Genomic DNA, 17,151 nt, shown 5'->3' on the forward strand with positions numbered 1-17,151 from the left:
GCCTTGGTGAGCCGTTACCTCACCAACTAGCTAATGCGCCGCGGGTCCATCTGTAAGTGGTAGCCGAAGCCACCTTTTATGTCTGAACCATGCGGTTCAAACAACCATCCGGTATTAGCCCCGGTTTCCCGGAGTTATCCCAGTCTTACAGGCAGGTTACCCACGTGTTACTCACCCGTCCGCCGCTAACATCAGGGAGCAAGCTCCCATCTGTCCGCTCGACTTGCATGTATTAGGCACGCCGCCAGCGTTCGTCCTGAGCCAGGATCAAACTCTCCGATAAAGTAGTTTGACTGACTACGCACATCGCTGTGCGATTTATTTAAAACTTTGAATTAACAGGTACGTTTTGTCTTGTTTAGTTTTCAAAGAACTTTGTCCGTCGCTCCTGAAGCGACTTAATTATTGTAACATATCATCTTCAATGTCGTCAATAACTTTTTTGAATTTCTTTTTCAAAAATTCGTTTCGTCATCAGCGACGTATATTAGAATACCACCCTTGATCTAACATGTCAACAATAATCGACAAATTAAATGATGAAGCGTTTAATGACTATCAAAGCCGCGATGCCGGGAATCCCCAGAATCCCGCTGATGCCCGTTGTAATCAGGTTAACAGGGATATGAATACCGAGACTGCCTCCGAACAAGTTCACACCCACCAGCAAAATCGCGCCGGCAATAAACTTAATCGCAGTCACACCAATCCATCTTAAAGGTTTTGAAGATACTCCCCATAAAAAAAGCAAAGCAACCAGACCGACAATCAAACCGATAATGAAAAAAGGCTCCATGAATCTTCCCCCTCGCTTGTTTAGTACAAGCTTATGAGAAGACCCCGGAGAATAGACCTTTTACTTCCATCTGCTCATTTTCAAATTCCGCTGCTTCGCTTCTTTTAAATAGAAAAAGTATTTAGATTCAGCGACTTTCAGCTCAAACAACACCTCAGCGGAGGGCTCGAGACTTTTCTCGACCAGACTCTTCTGCCTGTTCCATTCTTCTTTTTGTTTAAAGAGCTGTTCTATCAGCTTCTCGTCAAACTCTTTTCTTAATGTATTTCTGCGAAGAAAACCCATGCCTTGCCTTTTCCTCCCTTACAATTCACGTCTTCCTTCAAGAGCTTTTGAAAGAGTGACCTCATCAGCATATTCCAAATCACCGCCGACGGGCAGACCGTGGGCAATACGGGAGAGCTTGATGCCTGAGGGCTTTAACAGCCTTGATATATACATCGCTGTTGCTTCCCCTTCAATATTAGGGTTGGTTGCGAGAATAACTTCTGTCACTTGATCATCCTGAAGACGTTTCAGCAGCTCCGGAATCTTAATATCCTCCGGACCGATGCCGTCCATTGGTGAAATCGCGCCGTGAAGAACATGATACTGGCCGTTATATTCCTTCATTTTCTCCATTGCGATCACATCCTTAGGGTCCTGCACGACACAAATAACAGACTTATCCCTTCTTGTGTCCTCACATATATAACAAGGGTCCTGATCTGTAATATGTCCGCAAATCGAACAATATGTCAGGTTGCGCTTCGCATTTACTAATGCTTTCGCGAAATCTAATACCACGTCTTCTTTCATACCTAGAACAAAAAAAGCCAGACGAACCGCTGTTTTCGGTCCGATCCCTGGCAATTTCATAAAGCTGTCAATCAGCTTTGATATTGGTTCAGGATACTGCATGTTTATTTATCCCCCTAGAATAAACCCGGTATGTTCATTCCTTTTGTAAATTGTCCCATTGTCTCATTCGTCATGTCATCCACTTTTTTGAGGGCGTCGTTTGTTGCGGCAAGAATCAGGTCCTGAAGCATTTCGATATCTTCCGGATCAACGACTTCTTCTTTAATGGCAACGTCTACAACTTCTTTTTGGCCGTTGACTTTTACAGTCACCATTCCGCCGCCCGCTGTGCCTTCAAGCACTTTTTCAGCAAGCTCCTCCTGAGCCTTCGCCATATCCTTTTGCATTTTTTGCATTTGTTTCATCATTTTTTGCATGTTTCCCATTCCGCCACGCATATTCAATCACTCTCTTTCATCTTATTAGTCTTTTATTTCGATTAAATCCGCTCCGACAAGTTTTTTCGCCTCTGCAATCAGCGGATCTTCTTCAGCCGGTTCGTTTGATCCTTCACTTTCCTGCTGGTGATCATTTAAAAATTCTTCTCTTATTTTACCCCATTGTGCTTCCGGAACGCCAATCAAATCCATTCTTTTCCCGAGCATTGATTCGAGAATCTGTTCAAGATTTGTACGGACTCCGTTATTGTCTTCGGCAACCATTTTACAATGGATTTCGTATTTGAATTTAAGCACAAATGCCTTTTGAGCAGCAGCCACCGGTTCACTGTCATTCAAAAGAGCCGCATGAGATACCTTATTCTGCTGTTTCAGGTGTGCCAGCAGCTTGCCCCAGCTGCTTTTAAGCTGTTCAAGATCAGGTCTTGTGGCTTCCTTCAATATCTCATGAATTCTTCCGACCGGAGCTTTGTAGTGGCTTTTTCCGCCTTTTTGAGGACGCGGAGCTTCTTTCGGAGCGCTTTCCATCTGAACCTTCACACCGGAGGTTTTCAGCCTTTCTACTTCCTGCTCAAGCTGCTGAATCTTATTCATCAGCATGCCGACCTCAGGGATATCTCCGGCGGATTGCTGTGCCGTCTGGCATATTTTCACGACAGCCACTTCAAAAAAGATTCTTGGGTGGTTCGTCCACTTCATTTCCTGATGGCTTTTATTCAGGATATCAATCATCTCATATAAAGCGGGGGCCGGTATGTCACCACTCAGATTCCGAAACGTTTCATCGACCTTCACCTTCTCCAGGACTCCTTCTAAACCGGGAGCGGCCTGGTACAAGAGCATATCCCTGAAATAGAAAATCATATCTTCAATCAGTTTGGCCGCATCTTTCCCCTGCTGGAGCAATTCATTCAGTGTTTCCAATGCCTCGGAAACCTGTTTGCGGTGAAGAGCAGATGCCAGTTTCCCAATATAGTGCTGAGAAACGGCTCCGGTAATGAGCAATGCGTCATCCACCGACAGCTCCTCACCGCTGAATGATACGGCTTGATCGAGCAGGCTCAGTGCGTCCCTCATTCCTCCGTCCGCAGCACTCGCTATGATATCAAGGGCTCCTTCTTCCACCTTCAGCTGCTCTGCATCGACGATTGTCTTCATTCGTCCGACAATTGCTTTGGATGTAATCCGTTTGAAGTCAAAACGCTGACATCTGGAGATAATGGTTAAAGGAATCTTATGAGGCTCGGTCGTAGCTAATATGAAAATGCAATGTGCCGGCGGTTCTTCCAGCGTTTTCAGAAGCGCATTGAATGCGCCGATAGAGAGCATATGCACCTCATCTATAATATATACTTTGTAGGTGACGGCCGACGGGGCGAATTTTACTTTGTCACGGATATCGCGGATTTCGTCTACGCCGTTATTCGACGCCGCATCTATTTCAATCACATCTGATATAGAGCCGTTTGTAATCCCCTTGCACGCCGCACATTCATTGCACGGTTCTTCTACGGGGGCGTGCTCACAGTTGACTGCTTTCGCAAATATTTTAGCTGCACTGGTTTTTCCCGTTCCCCGCGGTCCAGAAAACAGATATGCATGAGAAAATTTCTTTTGCAAAAGGGCATTTTGCAGCGTTTTCGTAATGTGTTCCTGTCCGACCACATCTTCAAACTGCTGAGGCCTAAATACTCGATATAAAGCTTGGTAACCCACAGGATGCGCCCTCCTCTGTTATTCATCATGTTTATTATACATGAACGTGCTTTTAACGCCAAAACCCGTTTTTCATATACGAAAAAACTCACCTGCCATAAACAGGTGAGTCTGAAATTTGATGATTGATTTACCGTGCACCTTCTGTCGATTCGCTACCCTAAGCGTTACTTAAGCAGTTAGCTCAGCCCAGGCAACCCTGCGGCACATGAGAGGTTTCACTTAATGCTGCTTCCTTCCGGACCTGACATGGTTCATGAATTCCCATTGCGCAGGACCCAGACGTCAACGCCACTTACTTAAGGCAGACCTTACAGTAAACGAACCTCGAGAAGGGATTCGGCCCCGCTAGAGCGGATTGCGGGTACAGGGCACCGCTACCTCCCCGCTTAGCACGGCAAAATAAATATCAAATTTTTATATGCGCACCATTCATGATGCACACATAAGTATATCTGCTTCAGGCAGAAAATGCAACCGTACTACTCAGACAACTTTTTCCTCATGTCTTTCTTTTGCCGGCGCAGCTTTCTGAAAAAAGCGCTGAGCATTTCTCCGCACTCTTCTCCGAGCACGCCGCTCACCACTTCCGCTTGGTGGTTGAACCGCTCTTCCTGCAAGAGGTTCATCAGCGTTCCTGTACAGCCCCCCTTGGGATCAAATGCGCCGAATACGACCTTATCGACTCTCGAAAGCACGACGGCTCCCGCGCACATCGGGCACGGCTCCAAAGTGACATAAAGAACGGCATCCTCAAGTCTCCATGTCCCCAGCTTACGGCACGCTTCGTCTATCGCCAGCATTTCGGCATGGGCAAGCGACCTCTGTTCAGTCTCCCGCAGATTATGCGCCCGCGCCACGATCTCATCATGCAGAACAAGAACTGCTCCGATCGGCACTTCACCTTTCGCTTCGGCTTTCTTCGCTTCTTTTATGGCTTCTCTCATATAATATTCATCATTCATCGGTTCAAGCTCTCTTCTTAAGTTTTTTCATGTCTCATAAAGGTTAAAATAGGAATACCCCAGCAGAAAGGAGTTGCCGGTATTGTCTGAACCTAACAACACAGCCCTTCTGATTGTCGATATGATCAACAATTTTCAATTTGATATGGGCGAACGTCTTGCTGAAAAAACCAAACAAATTGTCCCCCGTATTTTATCATTAAAGAAGCATGCAAAACAAAGCAACTGGCCGATTATTTATATTAATGATCATTACGGGCTCTGGAAGGCTGATATTGATGCCATCAGGGAGGAATGCAGCAATGACAGAAGCGCCCCCATTATAAAAGATATTTCGCCTCAGCCGGATGATTATTTTCTCATTAAACCGAAGCATTCCGCTTTTTACGAAACGGCGCTTCACACCCTTCTGACCGAATTACAGGTGAACCGATTAATCATCACGGGGATTGCCGGGAACATTTGTGTGCTGTTCACGGCCAACGACGCCTATATGAGAGAATACAGCATCACCATTCCGAAAGACTGCACCGCTTCCAATAACGACGAAGACAATGATTTCGCTTTGACCATGATGGAGAATGTTCTCTTCGCAGAAATAACCACGGAAAAACAAATTACCGCCGAAAAATAAACATGATCAGCCTCCTTTTTTCATACATTTAATAGCGGATATGAAAGGAGGCGTTTTTCATTCAGATCTATGTAGTGAAACGGGGCGACACACTTTCCGCTATTGCGGCACGCTACCGGACAGCCGCAAATGTCATTGCGGAAGCAAATAAACTGCCTGATCCGAATACATTGGTTGTCGGACAAACCCTTGTCATCCCGATTGAGGGTCAATATTACGAAGTGAAACAAGGTGATACTCTCGCGGCAATCGCCGGCCGTTTTCATATATCGGCCGCGGAGCTTGCGAGGGTGAACGGAATTCAGCCCGGCACCACATTGAGAGTCGGAACCCGCCTTTACATTCCGCAGCAGGCGAATAAGCCCGACATCGAATCAAACGCATATATAGAACCGCGGGGAACGAGCGTTAGTGCTAATCTGCAGCAGGCGGCAAGAGAGGCCTCTCCTTATTTAACATACCTCGGCGCATTCAGTTTTCAAGTGCAGCGGAACGGGACTTTAAAGGAACCGCCTCTCACCAATTTAAGAAGCATCAGTGACAGGCACAACACCGCACTGATGATGATCATCACCAACCTTGAAAATGACGCATTCAGCGATGATCTCGGGCGGCTCATTTTGAATGATAATACTGTGAAAACAAAACTCTTTCAGGAAATCGTCTCCACGGCTAAGCAGCACGGCTTTCGCGATATTCATTTTGATTTCGAATATTTACGTCCTCAGGACAGAGAAGCCTACAATCGTTTTTTACGTGAAGCGAGGACGATTTTCCATCGGGAAGGCTGGAAGATTTCAACGGCGCTTGCTCCGAAAACGAGCGCGACCCAGGCCGGCAAATGGTATGAAGCACATGACTATAGGGCACATGGAGAAATCGTCGATTTTGTCGTCATCATGACATATGAGTGGGGATACAGCGGGGGCCCGGCTCAGGCCGTATCACCAATCGGCCCTGTAAGGAATGTCATTGAGTATGCGCTGACAGAAATGCCTTCTTCAAAAATCGTCATGGGCCAGAATATGTACGGCTATGATTGGACACTGCCTTTCAAACAGGGAACGACAGCGAAAGCCGTCAGTCCTCAGCAGGCAATCGCTCTGGCAGCACGCCATAAAGTTGACATTCAATATGACGAAACCGCCCAGGCTCCATTCTTTCGTTACACGGCTGAAAATCAGAGACGGCATGAAGTATGGTTTGAAGACGCACGATCCATTCAAGCGAAATTCAATTTAATTAAAGAACTGCATTTAAGAGGGATCAGCTATTGGAAACTCGGCCTTTCTTTCCCGCAAAACTGGCTTTTGCTCAACGATCAATTTCATATTGTAAAAGAGACGTTTCGTTAATTGGAAGCGTCTTTTTTCATGGGCTTTTCTGAGATTGTGATACAATATAAAGGCCGGCAGCTGACGGATGTTTGCAGAATTAAGGAGGATTTTCAATGAACAGAGCCCCTTTTATCGCGGTAGAAGGTCCTATCGGGGCAGGAAAAACGACACTCGCTACGATGCTTTCTGAAGAGCTCGGTTTTCCTATGATTAATGAGATTGTGGAAGACAACCCTTATCTCGATAAGTTTTATGACAATATCGAGGAGTGGAGTTTCCAGCTTGAAATGTTTTTTCTATGTCACAGGTATAAACAGCTTGAAGACACCGACCGAGATTGTTTAAAACAAGGACAGCCCGTTTTGTCCGATTATCATATTTATAAAAATGTTATTTTCGCAGAGCGTACATTGCACGGCCAAAAGCTTGAGAAATATAAGCAGATTTATCATCTGCTCACTCACGACCTGCCGAAACCGAATGTTATTGTATACATAAAGGCAAGCCTGCCGACATTGCTTCAACGCATTGAAAAACGCGGGCGCCCGTTTGAGAAAAATATCGAACATCAATATCTGGAACGTCTCATTGCAGATTACGACACAGCCATCAGACAGCTTCAGGAAGAAGATCCGGATATATCTGTACTGACCATTGACGGTGATACTGAAGACTTTGTTTTGAATAAGACAGACTATGAAAGAATTGCCCGTCAGGTAAAGGAGCTTATTAAATGAAAGACATTCATATTCCAAACAACGCCATTATAACAGTAGCGGGAACGGTAGGAGTCGGAAAATCGACTTTGACCAAAGCTTTAGCAAAACGGCTCGGGTTTTCTACCTCACTCGAGGAAGTGGATGAAAATCCTTATTTAGAGAAGTTTTATCACGATTTTGAACGCTGGAGCTTCCATTTGCAAATTTATTTTCTGGCTGAGCGGTTCAAAGAGCAGAAAAACATGTTTGAATCAGGCGGCGGATTCGTGCAGGACCGTTCGATTTATGAAGATACAGGCATATTCGCAAAAATGCATGCCGATAAAGGAACCATGTCGCTGACAGATTACACAACATACACAAGCCTATTTGAGGCGATGGTCATGACGCCGTACTTCCCGCATCCTGATGTTTTGATCTATTTAGAAGGCGACCTTGAAAACATTATAAACCGGATTGAAAAGCGGGGCCGCGAGATGGAGCTGCAGACAAACCGCTCCTATTGGGAAGAGATGTATACACGGTACGAAGACTGGATCAGCGGTTTTAACGCCTGCCCTGTGCTGAAAGTACGCATTGAAGATTATGACCTTGAAGCTGATGAACAGTCACTGGAACCTTTGATCGAAAAAATCAGCCACGTGATCAACGAAAACAGAAATAAATAAAAATAGCAAAGCGATTTTCCCCGAACAGAGAAAATCGCTTTTTTTGCATATAAAAAATCCGCTGCATCACATGCAGCGGACAAAACAATCTCCAATATATGCTCGAGTTTCATTAGGTTTAAAATCAATATGGCGGAGGAAGAGGGATTCGAACCCCCGCGGGCTTTGACACCCCTGTCGGTTTTCAAGACCGATCCCTTCAGCCAGACTTGGGTATTCCTCCGTATCGACATTTAATAATATACCACATGACCTAAATTTCAGTCAAGCGCTTTTTCATATTTTTTATTTCTTTTCTTAAACGCTTGTCCGTCAGCTTTACTATCATACAAAAGTCTTGCGTCCAATTCAACCTCAGTATGCCATACGGGCAGGAAATCACAGTAAAAATCAAGAATAGATTCAAACAGATAACCTGCTCATAAAGGTGGAGAACATAATGAAAATCATCATTGCACCCGATTCTTTCAAAGAAAGCATGACATCAAAAGAAGCCGCTGACAGCATAGAAAAAGGATTCAAAGCGGTCTTCCCTGACGCGGAATATATCAAGATACCCGCGGCCGACGGCGGAGAAGGAACCGTTCAGGCTTTGACCGATGCCACTGGCGGAAGCATCATCAAAAAAACTGTGACCGGTCCGCTGGGAGCGCCGGTAAACGCCGCATATGGACTTCTGGGAGACGGACGCACGGCAGTCATTGAAATGGCGGAATCATCAGGGCTTCATCTCGTTCCCCGCCATCTCAGAGATCCGTTGAACACAACGACAAGAGGAACGGGTGAACTGATAGCAGATGCAGCTTCCCGCGGGGCGGGTGAGATCATCATCGGGCTTGGCGGGAGCGCAACCAATGACGGCGGAGCAGGAATGGCGAGCGCGCTCGGTGTGCTTTTCTTAAATGAGGAAGGTCAGGAGATACCTGACGGCGGAGGCGCTCTGCACAACCTAGCTTCTATTGATATAAGCGGTCTCTCCCCTGACCTGAAACATATCCGTATCCGTGCCGCATGTGATGTCGAAAATCCTCTGACCGGTGAAAACGGCGCGTCATATGTCTTCGGCCCGCAAAAAGGGGCGTCCGAGAAGACTAAAGTTGTATTGGATCGCAACTTACGCCATTTCGCTGACATATTGAGACGTCAGCACGATATCGAAGCGGATACCGTAAAAGGCGCGGGTGCCGCAGGGGGACTGGGCGCCGGACTGATCGCTTTCTTACAGGCAGAACTTCAAAGCGGGATTGATGTTGTATTAGATACACTGTCCTTCTCAGATCAGATAAGAGGCGCTGACCTTGTCATTACCGGAGAGGGGCAGATAGATGGACAAACGATATTCGGCAAAACCCCCGCCGGGATCGCCGCACGCGCATCTGCTCAAGAAATTCCCGTTATCGCATTGGCGGGCTCCTTAGGCAAAAATTTCGAGCATGTTTACAGCGCAGGAATAACAGCTGTATTTTCTATCGTGCCCGGCGCTGTAAGTCTTGAAGACGCCTTAGCATCCGGCCGTTTTAACCTTGAAAGCACAGCCCGGAATGCCGCCGCTCTATACCGGGCAGCAAAAAAGGCGCGCCTCTAGGGCGCACCTTTTACGGTTTGATGACTTCTTTATTTCCCATATAAGGACGAAGCACTTTCGGAATGATGACACTTCCGTCTTCCTGCTGGTAGTTTTCTAAGATGGCAGCTACTGTTCTGCCGACTGCAAGACCTGAACCGTTTAATGTATGCACATGCTCCGGCTTGCCTTTCGCTTCGCGTCTGAATCGAATGTTTGCGCGTCTCGCCTGGAAGGCCTCAAAGTTACTGCAAGAAGAAATTTCACGGTATGTGTCTTGGCTTGGAATCCATACCTCAATATCGTACTTTTTCGCGGCTGTAAAGCCGAGATCACCGGTACACATGCTCATGACACGATACGGCAGTTCGAGCAGCTGAAGCACCCGCTCGGCTTGATTTGTCAGTTTTTCAAGCTCCTCATAAGAATCTTCCGGCTTCACGAATTTCACAAGCTCAACCTTGTTGAACTGATGCTGGCGGATCAAACCGCGTGTATCACGGCCGGCAGATCCCGCTTCTGAACGGAAGCAGGCGCTGAATGCGGCATAATTGATCGGCAGGTTCTCACCGGATAAGATTTCATCGCGGTGCATATTTGTAATCGGCACTTCCGCCGTCGGAATTAAGAAATAATCCTCTTCTCTGATTTTAAAAGCATCCTCTTCAAATTTAGGAAGCTGTCCCGTACCTGTCATGCTCGTACGGTTTACCATATAAGGAGGGATGACTTCTGTGTAATCATATTCATCAACGTGAAGATCCAGCATAAAGTTGTAGAGCGCGCGTTCGAGGCGGGCGCCTAATCCTTTATAAAACACAAACCGGCTGCCTGTTACTTTTGAAGCGCGTTCGAAATCAAGAATGTTTAAATGGTCTGCGATATCCCAATGCGGTTTCGGCTCATATGAAAATGCCGGCGCCTCTCCCCACTTGCGAATTTCAATGTTATCATCTTCCGTTTCCCCGACGGGCACTGAATCGTGCGGGATGTTCGGAATAGACAGAAGGATGGTTTCGAGCGTCGTTTCGACAGTACGAAGCTCTTCATCAAGCTTCTTAATTTCTTCGCCCACTTCACGCATCTCTTTAATAATATGATCAGCGTCTTTTTTCTCCCGTTTCAAAACGGCGACCTGCTGAGACACTTCATTGCGTTTTCCCTTCAGTTCTTCTACTTTACCGATAAGCTCTCTTCTCTTTTCGTCCAGCTCTTCAAACTTGTCAAAGTCAGATAAGTCTTCACCTTTTGGAATGAGCTTCGCTTTTACCTCTTGAAAATTGGCTCTCAGCACCTTCGTATCAATCATGCCTAACAACTCCTATCTGTTTTTATCGAAAATAAAAAAGAGCCCTCATCCCCTAGAAGGGACGAGAGCTCTCGCGTTGCCACCCTGATTGAAAACAAGCTCACACTTGCTTCCCGCTTTAACACATAACGGTTTTCCCGTAAATGCCTACTTGTTTTCAGCATTTCGCTCAAGGATGGATTCGGACAGCATCTTTCACCGATTCGCACCACCCATCGGCTCTCTTTGAAAGAGGGGCTCCCTACTGCTTCCTGTCAACGCTTTTCGATCTTTATTTGTGTTTATAATGTACTATAAGTATCAGCGGTTTTCAACTGTTTTATACAGCTGTTTCCTGCTTATGCTTTTCCGCCATCTTCACAAACAGCTCTGTCACCCGGTGATCATCCGTCAGTTCAGGATGGAACGAGCAGCCGAGGAAATTCCCCTGCTTTGCAGCCACGATGCGTCCGTTATGCTCACAAAGCACTTCAACATCTTCTCCTGCTTCTAAAATATGCGGCGCGCGAATAAATACACCCGTAAACGGCTCATCAAGGCCTTTAATCGTCAGATCAGCTTCAAAGCTGTCGACCTGACGGCCAAAGGAATTACGCTCGACGACAACGTTCAACAGCCCTAAATGAGCGTTATCCGTTCCTGCTATCTCTTTGGCTAAAATAATCAGACCGGCGCATGTGCCGAACATCGGCTTGCCTTGGGCGGCAAACTCGCGAAGCGGCTCCATAAAATGATACGTATCCATTAAACGCCGCATCGTCGTGCTTTCCCCGCCCGGCAGGATTAAGCCGTCGATGTCATTCAGCTGCTCAGGACGCTTAATGACGACACCTTTTGAACCACATGCTTCAATTGAACGAATATGTTCTCTTACTGCTCCTTGAAGTCCAAGTACACCAATTGTTAACATGCTTCCAGCTCTCCTATGGTTTTACCAGCCGCGTTCTTGCATACGCTGTTCCGGCAATAGATTTGAGATTTCGATGCCTTTCATTGCTGTGCCTAATTCTTTAGAAAGCTCAGCGATCAGTTTGTAGTCTGTGTAATGAGTCGTTGCTTCAACAATTGCTTTGGCGAATTTAGCAGGGTTGTCTGATTTGAAAATACCTGAACCGACAAATACGCCGTCAGCGCCAAGCTGCATCATCAATGCCGCGTCAGCAGGCGTCGCTACTCCGCCGGCAGCAAAGTTCACTACAGGCAGTTTGCCGTCACGCTTGATTTGAAGAAGCAGTTCATAAGGAGCGCCGAGGTTTTTAGCTTCAGTCATCAGCTCATCATCGCTCATCGCAACAACTTTGCGCACTTGCGCGTTTACTTTTCTCATATGGCGGACAGCTTCCACAATGTTTCCTGTTCCCGGTTCGCCTTTTGTACGAAGCATGGAAGCTCCTTCAGCAATACGGCGCGTTGCTTCGCCGAGATCACGGCAGCCGCATACGAACGGGACTGTATATTCATTTTTATTTAAATGAAATTCTTCGTCAGCCGGAGTCAGAACTTCACTTTCATCGATGTAATCTACTCCCATTGCTTCAAGGACACGCGCTTCAACGATATGTCCGATACGCGCTTTTGCCATTACGGGAATGGATACAGCATTCATTACTTCTTCAACGATTGTCGGATCAGCCATGCGGGCAACACCGCCGGCAGCGCGAATATCAGCCGGAACGCGTTCTAACGCCATTACGGCAACAGCTCCCGCCTCTTCCGCAATCTTCGCTTGTTCAGCATTTACAACGTCCATGATGACGCCGCCTTTTTGCATTTCCGCCATGCCGCGTTTTACACGATCAGTACCTGTTTGAGCCATTATTTGGTCCCCCTAGTCAATGTATAGTTAGATAATTTCTATCTCTTATTGTATCCCAGAAATATAATATTTCATATGGGTATTCTTATTTTACAGCGAGATGAATAAGATAGATATCATTTTTTACTAATAATTTGGTTTTTTCAGTATATTAAGCAAAAGAGCCCTAACTTTCATCAGAGCTCTTTCTTATTTCTTAAAACCAGCCTGTTACCGTATCAACGGCGCTGTTCCAGATACCGGAGAAGAATCCGCCGATGCCGCGCATCATCTGAACAAACCAGTTTGCTTTATCAACATCATTTTTCGTTACAAGATTCACGCTGAACTCTTTGGATTTGAGGAAACCATAGTCTTTGTCACTGCCTTTGTATGTAACTGTCAGCGTTCCGACTTTCGTTCCCTTTTTCACAGGAGCCGTGATTTCTTTTTTATCTAAAGTCACTTCGGCTTTATAGTTCTTTTCATCCCCGCTTTTCACAGGAATAGAAAGCGCCTTGTCAGTAACAATATCGACTTGCTTGTCTTTCCCTTTTTCAACGTCAATCGTTTTGTGCCCTTTTACTTGAGAGCCTTCAGGGTAAAGATCTTTCATTGAGAAATTGCTGTTAAATGCGTAATCGAGCATTTTTTTCGTTTCATCAAAACGTCCGGTATGCAGGTTGCCTTTTGCGTTTAGTACAACGGTGATGACCCGCATTCCGTTCCGCTGTGCTGTGCTTGTAAAACAAGATCCCGCAGAATCGGTAGAACCCGTTTTTAAGCCGTCAACGCCAGGGTATTCAGAAACAAGACCTTTTAACATGAAGTTCCAGTTCGGCATGTCCATTTCATCATCAGTGCCGGCTCTGAATTTCGTCTTAGCGATGCTTGTTGTTTTGAGAACTTCCGGGTAATCAGTGATCAGGCGGTCTGCAAGAAGCGCCATGTCTTTAGCAGAAACTTCACTCTCTTCTTTAACGCCTTCTCCTTGCGGCTGCTTGCCGTGAAGGTCTTCATTCACAAGCCCTGTGGCATTTTTAAAATCATAGTTTGTCATGCCTAATTCTTTGGCTTTCGCATTCATTTCAGCGACAAATTTCGTTTCAGTTCCGGCAAGAATTTCGGCAACTGCAATCGCGGCTCCGTTGGCAGAGTAAATCGCCATAGCCTGATACAGTTCTTTAACCGTGTATTTGCCGTCTTTTCGAAGGGGGACGTTTGATAAACTGTTGTCTTGAGAAATTTCATAGACATAATCATCAGGAGTATACGTTTGATCCCATTTCACTTTTCCTTCTTTAATGGCTTCCAGAAGCAGATATTCAGTCATCATTTTTGTCATACTGGCAATCGGCAGTCTTTTGTCTGCATTTTTACTGTATAAAATTTTTCCCGATGAAGCCTCAATCATTATCGCAGCTGATGCGTTGACATCAATCGGGTCATTGCCGGCTGCCTCCGCTTTAGACATTGGAACAAAGCAAGTTGCGGCCAGTGCCAGTACCACTAATGACACCAACAGCTGTTTCCATTTCGTGATGTTCAATCTTACGACCTCCGTCATTCATTTTAAATCTATAATTAAGCCGTTAAGGACATATTCAAATTCAAAACACAACAGTATAAATTTTATCACACTCGATATAAAAAAAATAGACAGAGTCAGCGACCCTGTCAAATGTTTTTTATTTGTAACAATTATGAGATTGTATAGTTTGGTGATTCTTTCGTAATTTGGACATCATGCGGATGACTTTCGCGAAGTCCGGCACCTGTCATACGGATGAATTGAGCCTCTTCTCTTAAAGCGCGCAAGTCTTTTGAACCGCAATATCCCATACCTGAACGAAGACCGCCGACAAGCTGATACACTGTTTCTTCTACAGGACCTTTGTACGGAGTCCGTCCTTCGATACCTTCAGGGACGAATTTCTTATTTTCTTCTTGGAAATATCGGTCTTTACTGCCTTTTTCCATGGCAGCGACAGAACCCATACCGCGATACACTTTAAATCTTCTGCCTTGATAGATTTCAGTCTCTCCCGGGCTTTCTGAAGTACCGGCAAGCAGGCTTCCGAGCATTACGGCATGTCCGCCTGAAGCCAACGCTTTCGTAATATCTCCGGAGAATTTAATACCGCCGTCTGCGATAATTGTCGCGCCGTGTTTTCTCGCTTCAGTGGCACAATCATAAATGGCAGTGATCTGCGGTACGCCTACACCTGCAACGACACGTGTCGTACAGATAGAACCAGGTCCGATTCCCACTTTGACAATATTTGCTCCGGCTTCAATCAGAGCTTTTGTCGCTTCAGCCGTTGCAACATTTCCTGCGATAATGTTCAGTTCAGGATATGTTTCACGGATTTTCGCAACTGTGTTCAGTACGCCTCTGGAATGTCCGTGAGCCGTATCAACCACGATAACGTCGACATTCGCTTCAACAAGCTTGCTGACGCGTGTCATTGTATCGCCTGTCACGCCTACCGCAGCGCCGACAATAAGGCGTCCGTGTTCATCTTTAGATGAATTCGGGAATTCGATAACCTTTTCAATATCTTTGATCGTAATAAGACCCTTTAATTTGTTTTGGTCATCCACTAACGGGAGTTTTTCAATTTTATGTTTCTGTAAGATTTTTTCTGCTTCGTCTAATGTGGTTCCCACAGAAGCCGTAACCAGCTCTTCTTTTGTCATGACATCACTGATTTTCATTGAATAATCAGAGATAAAGCGAAGATCACGGTTTGTAATGATACCGACAAGCTTTTGATCGTCTTTATTATCTACGATCGGAACACCGGAAATTCTGTATTTCCCCATCAAATGCTCCGCATCGAATACTTGATGATCAGGTGTTAAAAAGAAGGGATTTGTAATAACGCCCCGTTCAGAACGTTTGACTTTGTCAACATGTTCAGCCTGCTGTTCGATGGACATGTTTTTATGGATAATGCCCAAGCCGCCCTGTCTGGCCATCGCAATCGCCATAGCTGATTCTGTTACTGTATCCATTCCCGCACTGATGACAGGAATATTAAGCTTTAACGTCTTTGTCAGTTCAACAGATAAATCCACATCACGCGGAAGTACGTCTGATTGAGCCGGTACGAGCAGTACATCATCGAACGTTAAGCCTTCTTTTGAAAATTTACTTTCCCACATTAGTAAATCCCCCTCTTTTCGGCAAAATATTATATGTAGATTATCAACTAGAAAACAGCATGTCAAGGAAGCGAAAAAGAGTTGAAATATTTAGATAAAGGAAAGGGTTTAAAAATACATATGAGAGATCATGAGTGGAAAGAGTTATCATTATTTTATTCCGTAGAATCTTCCCAGAAATTTCTAAATAAAGTCTATACAGAAAGCGGCATGGAAGAACCAAAACGATATGCGTTTAAGAACAGTGAGCGCTTCATATTCTTTGTCAAACACGCCGAGTCCTTCTATAAACAGGCATCTCTTTCCCCTTTAGAAATTAAGCCTATTCTGTTGTTTTACGGGATGTCACAATTGCTGAAAGCCTGCCTTCTGACCACAGATCCAAGCTATCCAAGCCACGCCTCAGTACTCGCGCATGGCGTGACTGCCCGGAAACGCAAAAAGCAAAATTACTCCTTTAGGGATGATGAAGTGAAGGTGCAGCGCAATGGCTTATGTATTCATGTAATGAAGCACTTATTCGGGATAGCTGGTCTTGAGGAAGAACGGTACACAATGAAGAAATTGCTGACAGCCATACCTGAATTGCATACTGTCTTTTACTTCCAAGAGAAAAAGAATTGGCTGACCCGAGTAGAGCTGAAAGATGACCTTATTTCAGTGCCTGAGCATGCGGTGATTCATTACAATATGTCTGATTCCCGCTTTGCTGAGTATATCAGCCAACATTTGAAGTGGTCTTTTCTGAGGAAAGACCATAACCACTTGGTTTTTGAGGCTGACCCGATAGACAGAGAACCTTGGTCTTCGCCAAATTTATTGTTTCACTTGGAGAAAAATCAATATTACATTCCCTCTCAGCGTGATCACTTCCTGCATCTTCCGGAAATGATTACTCATTATTTGGTTCTCTACAATATCGGGATGATTGCGAGATATGAAACGGAGTGGTGGTATGAACTGCTGACACAGCATGTCAGTGATGATTATGTGATGATCCGCCGGTTCTTAGATGTCACGGAACGCAAATTTCCGTATTACGTTTCTAATTTCCTGAAGCAATACTTATAAACAAAAAAGGCAGCTCATTATGAGCTGCCTTTACCGTAATGATAGCTTGGCGGCGTCCTACTCTCACAGGGGGAAACCCCCGACTACCATCGGCGCTGAAGAGCTTAACTTCCGTGTTCGGCATGGGAACGGGTGTGACCTCTTCGCTATCGCCACCAAACCATTGAGAGT

17 protein-coding genes, 1 tRNA gene, 2 rRNA genes, 1 other RNA gene and 1 other annotated feature are annotated in these 17,151 nt (G+C 45.5%); of the genes, 6 read left to right on the forward strand and 15 right to left on the reverse strand.

Annotated elements, in window-relative coordinates; genetic code table 11:
• The 8 genes from BXO87_RS20190 to tadA all read right to left on the reverse strand — a co-directional run.
• Positions 1-283 (reverse strand): 16S ribosomal RNA (locus tag BXO87_RS20190); the annotation flags it as partial.
• Between the two features lie 249 nt (positions 284-532).
• Entirely contained in the window at positions 533-796 is a 264-nt protein-coding gene (locus BXO87_RS20195; protein WP_003150686.1) for a pro-sigmaK processing inhibitor BofA family protein, read from the reverse strand.
• A gap of 60 nt (positions 797-856) precedes the next feature.
• On the reverse strand, positions 857-1,081 hold the full coding sequence (locus BXO87_RS20200) for a YaaL family protein (RefSeq protein ID WP_007408755.1): 225 nt from the start codon (positions 1,079-1,081) through the stop codon (positions 857-859).
• A gap of 18 nt (positions 1,082-1,099) precedes the next feature.
• The gene (gene recR, locus BXO87_RS20205; protein ID WP_007615147.1) at positions 1,100-1,696 is read right to left on the reverse strand and encodes a recombination protein RecR; all 597 of its coding nucleotides are present in this window, start codon (positions 1,694-1,696) and stop codon (positions 1,100-1,102) included.
• A gap of 14 nt (positions 1,697-1,710) precedes the next feature.
• A complete protein-coding gene (locus BXO87_RS20210) occupies positions 1,711-2,034 on the reverse strand; it encodes a YbaB/EbfC family nucleoid-associated protein (RefSeq protein WP_029326155.1) in 324 nt (107 codons plus the stop codon).
• Positions 2,035-2,058: 24 nt separating this feature from the next.
• Positions 2,059-3,750 (reverse strand): DNA polymerase III subunit gamma/tau, encoded by a 1,692-nt coding sequence (gene dnaX / locus BXO87_RS20215; protein WP_003150701.1) that lies wholly within the window; start codon positions 3,748-3,750, stop codon positions 2,059-2,061.
• 133 nt (positions 3,751-3,883) lie between these two features.
• Positions 3,884-4,148: signal recognition particle sRNA large type (gene ffs, locus BXO87_RS20220), an RNA gene on the reverse strand.
• Between the two features lie 84 nt (positions 4,149-4,232).
• Positions 4,233-4,715 (reverse strand): tRNA adenosine(34) deaminase TadA, encoded by a 483-nt coding sequence (tadA, locus tag BXO87_RS20225; RefSeq protein ID WP_007615141.1) that lies wholly within the window; start codon positions 4,713-4,715, stop codon positions 4,233-4,235.
• An 82-nt stretch (positions 4,716-4,797) separates the two neighbouring features.
• Between tadA and BXO87_RS20230 the strand changes: the two genes are divergently transcribed.
• The 4 genes from BXO87_RS20230 to dck all read left to right on the forward strand — a co-directional run bounded on the left by BXO87_RS20230 (position 4,798) and on the right by dck (position 8,073).
• On the forward strand, positions 4,798-5,349 hold the full coding sequence (locus tag BXO87_RS20230; RefSeq protein ID WP_014416712.1) for a cysteine hydrolase family protein: 552 nt from the start codon (positions 4,798-4,800) through the stop codon (positions 5,347-5,349).
• Positions 5,350-5,414: 65 nt separating this feature from the next.
• Positions 5,415-6,704: a glycoside hydrolase family 18 protein gene (locus tag BXO87_RS20235; protein WP_193427913.1), complete on the forward strand. Its 1,290-nt coding sequence runs from the start codon at positions 5,415-5,417 to the stop codon at positions 6,702-6,704.
• Between the two features lie 95 nt (positions 6,705-6,799).
• On the forward strand, positions 6,800-7,423 hold the full coding sequence (gene dgk, locus BXO87_RS20240; RefSeq protein ID WP_038456645.1) for a deoxyguanosine kinase: 624 nt from the start codon (positions 6,800-6,802) through the stop codon (positions 7,421-7,423).
• On the forward strand, positions 7,420-8,073 hold the full coding sequence (dck, locus tag BXO87_RS20245; protein WP_029974845.1) for a deoxyadenosine/deoxycytidine kinase: 654 nt from the start codon (positions 7,420-7,422) through the stop codon (positions 8,071-8,073). The genes dgk and dck overlap by 4 nt, the downstream gene beginning before the upstream one ends.
• A gap of 130 nt (positions 8,074-8,203) precedes the next feature.
• On the opposite strand, the gene BXO87_RS20250 is transcribed toward dck, so the two are convergent.
• Positions 8,204-8,296, reverse strand: a tRNA-Ser gene (locus BXO87_RS20250).
• 216 nt (positions 8,297-8,512) lie between these two features.
• On the opposite strand from BXO87_RS20250, the gene BXO87_RS20255 reads away from it, so the two are divergent.
• A complete protein-coding gene (locus BXO87_RS20255) occupies positions 8,513-9,658 on the forward strand; it encodes a glycerate kinase (protein ID WP_038456642.1) in 1,146 nt (381 codons plus the stop codon).
• Between the two features lie 10 nt (positions 9,659-9,668).
• Here BXO87_RS20255 and serS read toward each other — a convergent pair whose 3' ends face one another.
• The 5 genes from serS to guaB form a co-directional block, all read right to left on the reverse strand.
• Complete coding sequence (gene serS, locus BXO87_RS20260) at positions 9,669-10,946, reverse strand: serine--tRNA ligase (protein WP_007408744.1); 1,278 nt, start codon at positions 10,944-10,946, stop codon at positions 9,669-9,671.
• A gap of 54 nt (positions 10,947-11,000) precedes the next feature.
• Positions 11,001-11,213, reverse strand: a binding site (T-box leader).
• Between the two features lie 52 nt (positions 11,214-11,265).
• On the reverse strand, positions 11,266-11,856 hold the full coding sequence (gene pdxT / locus BXO87_RS20265; protein ID WP_007615126.1) for a pyridoxal 5'-phosphate synthase glutaminase subunit PdxT: 591 nt from the start codon (positions 11,854-11,856) through the stop codon (positions 11,266-11,268).
• A 21-nt stretch (positions 11,857-11,877) separates the two neighbouring features.
• Positions 11,878-12,762, reverse strand: a complete 885-nt coding sequence (gene pdxS / locus BXO87_RS20270; protein WP_003150714.1) for a pyridoxal 5'-phosphate synthase lyase subunit PdxS — start codon at positions 12,760-12,762, stop codon at positions 11,878-11,880.
• A 196-nt stretch (positions 12,763-12,958) separates the two neighbouring features.
• On the reverse strand, positions 12,959-14,290 hold the full coding sequence (gene dacA / locus BXO87_RS20275) for a D-alanyl-D-alanine carboxypeptidase (protein ID WP_011996156.1): 1,332 nt from the start codon (positions 14,288-14,290) through the stop codon (positions 12,959-12,961).
• 152 nt (positions 14,291-14,442) lie between these two features.
• Positions 14,443-15,909, reverse strand: a complete 1,467-nt coding sequence (gene guaB, locus BXO87_RS20280) for an IMP dehydrogenase (RefSeq protein WP_007408741.1) — start codon at positions 15,907-15,909, stop codon at positions 14,443-14,445.
• A 120-nt stretch (positions 15,910-16,029) separates the two neighbouring features.
• Between guaB and BXO87_RS20285 the strand changes: the two genes are divergently transcribed.
• Positions 16,030-16,980: a YaaC family protein gene (locus BXO87_RS20285; RefSeq protein WP_038460628.1), complete on the forward strand. Its 951-nt coding sequence runs from the start codon at positions 16,030-16,032 to the stop codon at positions 16,978-16,980.
• A gap of 44 nt (positions 16,981-17,024) precedes the next feature.
• Here BXO87_RS20285 and rrf read toward each other — a convergent pair.
• Positions 17,025-17,140 (reverse strand): 5S ribosomal RNA (gene rrf / locus BXO87_RS20290).
• Positions 17,141-17,151 lie beyond the last annotated feature (11 nt).

Source organism: Bacillus sp. GZB (assembly GCF_001975995.1).
Taxonomy (GTDB): Bacteria; Bacillota; Bacilli; order Bacillales; family Bacillaceae; genus Bacillus; species Bacillus velezensis.

Bases quoted from the DNA above. Each gene is read 5' to 3' on its own strand.
- BXO87_RS20195 (WP_003150686.1), bottom strand. From the start codon at position 796: ATGGAGCCTTTTTTCATTATCGGTTTGATTGTCGGTCTGGTTGCTTTG.
- BXO87_RS20200 (WP_007408755.1), bottom strand. From the start codon at position 1,081: ATGGGTTTTCTTCGCAGAAATACATTAAGAAAAGAGTTTGACGAGAAG.
- recR (WP_007615147.1), bottom strand. From the start codon at position 1,696: ATGCAGTATCCTGAACCAATATCAAAGCTGATTGACAGCTTTATGAAA.
- BXO87_RS20210 (WP_029326155.1), bottom strand. From the start codon at position 2,034: ATGCGTGGCGGAATGGGAAACATGCAAAAAATGATGAAACAAATGCAA.
- tadA (WP_007615141.1), bottom strand. From the start codon at position 4,715: ATGAATGATGAATATTATATGAGAGAAGCCATAAAAGAAGCGAAGAAA.
- dgk (WP_038456645.1), top strand. From the start codon at position 6,800: ATGAACAGAGCCCCTTTTATCGCGGTAGAAGGTCCTATCGGGGCAGGA.
- dck (WP_029974845.1), top strand. From the start codon at position 7,420: ATGAAAGACATTCATATTCCAAACAACGCCATTATAACAGTAGCGGGA.
- BXO87_RS20255 (WP_038456642.1), top strand. From the start codon at position 8,513: ATGAAAATCATCATTGCACCCGATTCTTTCAAAGAAAGCATGACATCA.
- serS (WP_007408744.1), bottom strand. From the start codon at position 10,946: ATGATTGATACGAAGGTGCTGAGAGCCAATTTTCAAGAGGTAAAAGCG.
- pdxT (WP_007615126.1), bottom strand. From the start codon at position 11,856: ATGTTAACAATTGGTGTACTTGGACTTCAAGGAGCAGTAAGAGAACAT.
- pdxS (WP_003150714.1), bottom strand. From the start codon at position 12,762: ATGGCTCAAACAGGTACTGATCGTGTAAAACGCGGCATGGCGGAAATG.
- guaB (WP_007408741.1), bottom strand. From the start codon at position 15,909: ATGTGGGAAAGTAAATTTTCAAAAGAAGGCTTAACGTTCGATGATGTA.
- BXO87_RS20285 (WP_038460628.1), top strand. From the start codon at position 16,030: ATGAGAGATCATGAGTGGAAAGAGTTATCATTATTTTATTCCGTAGAA.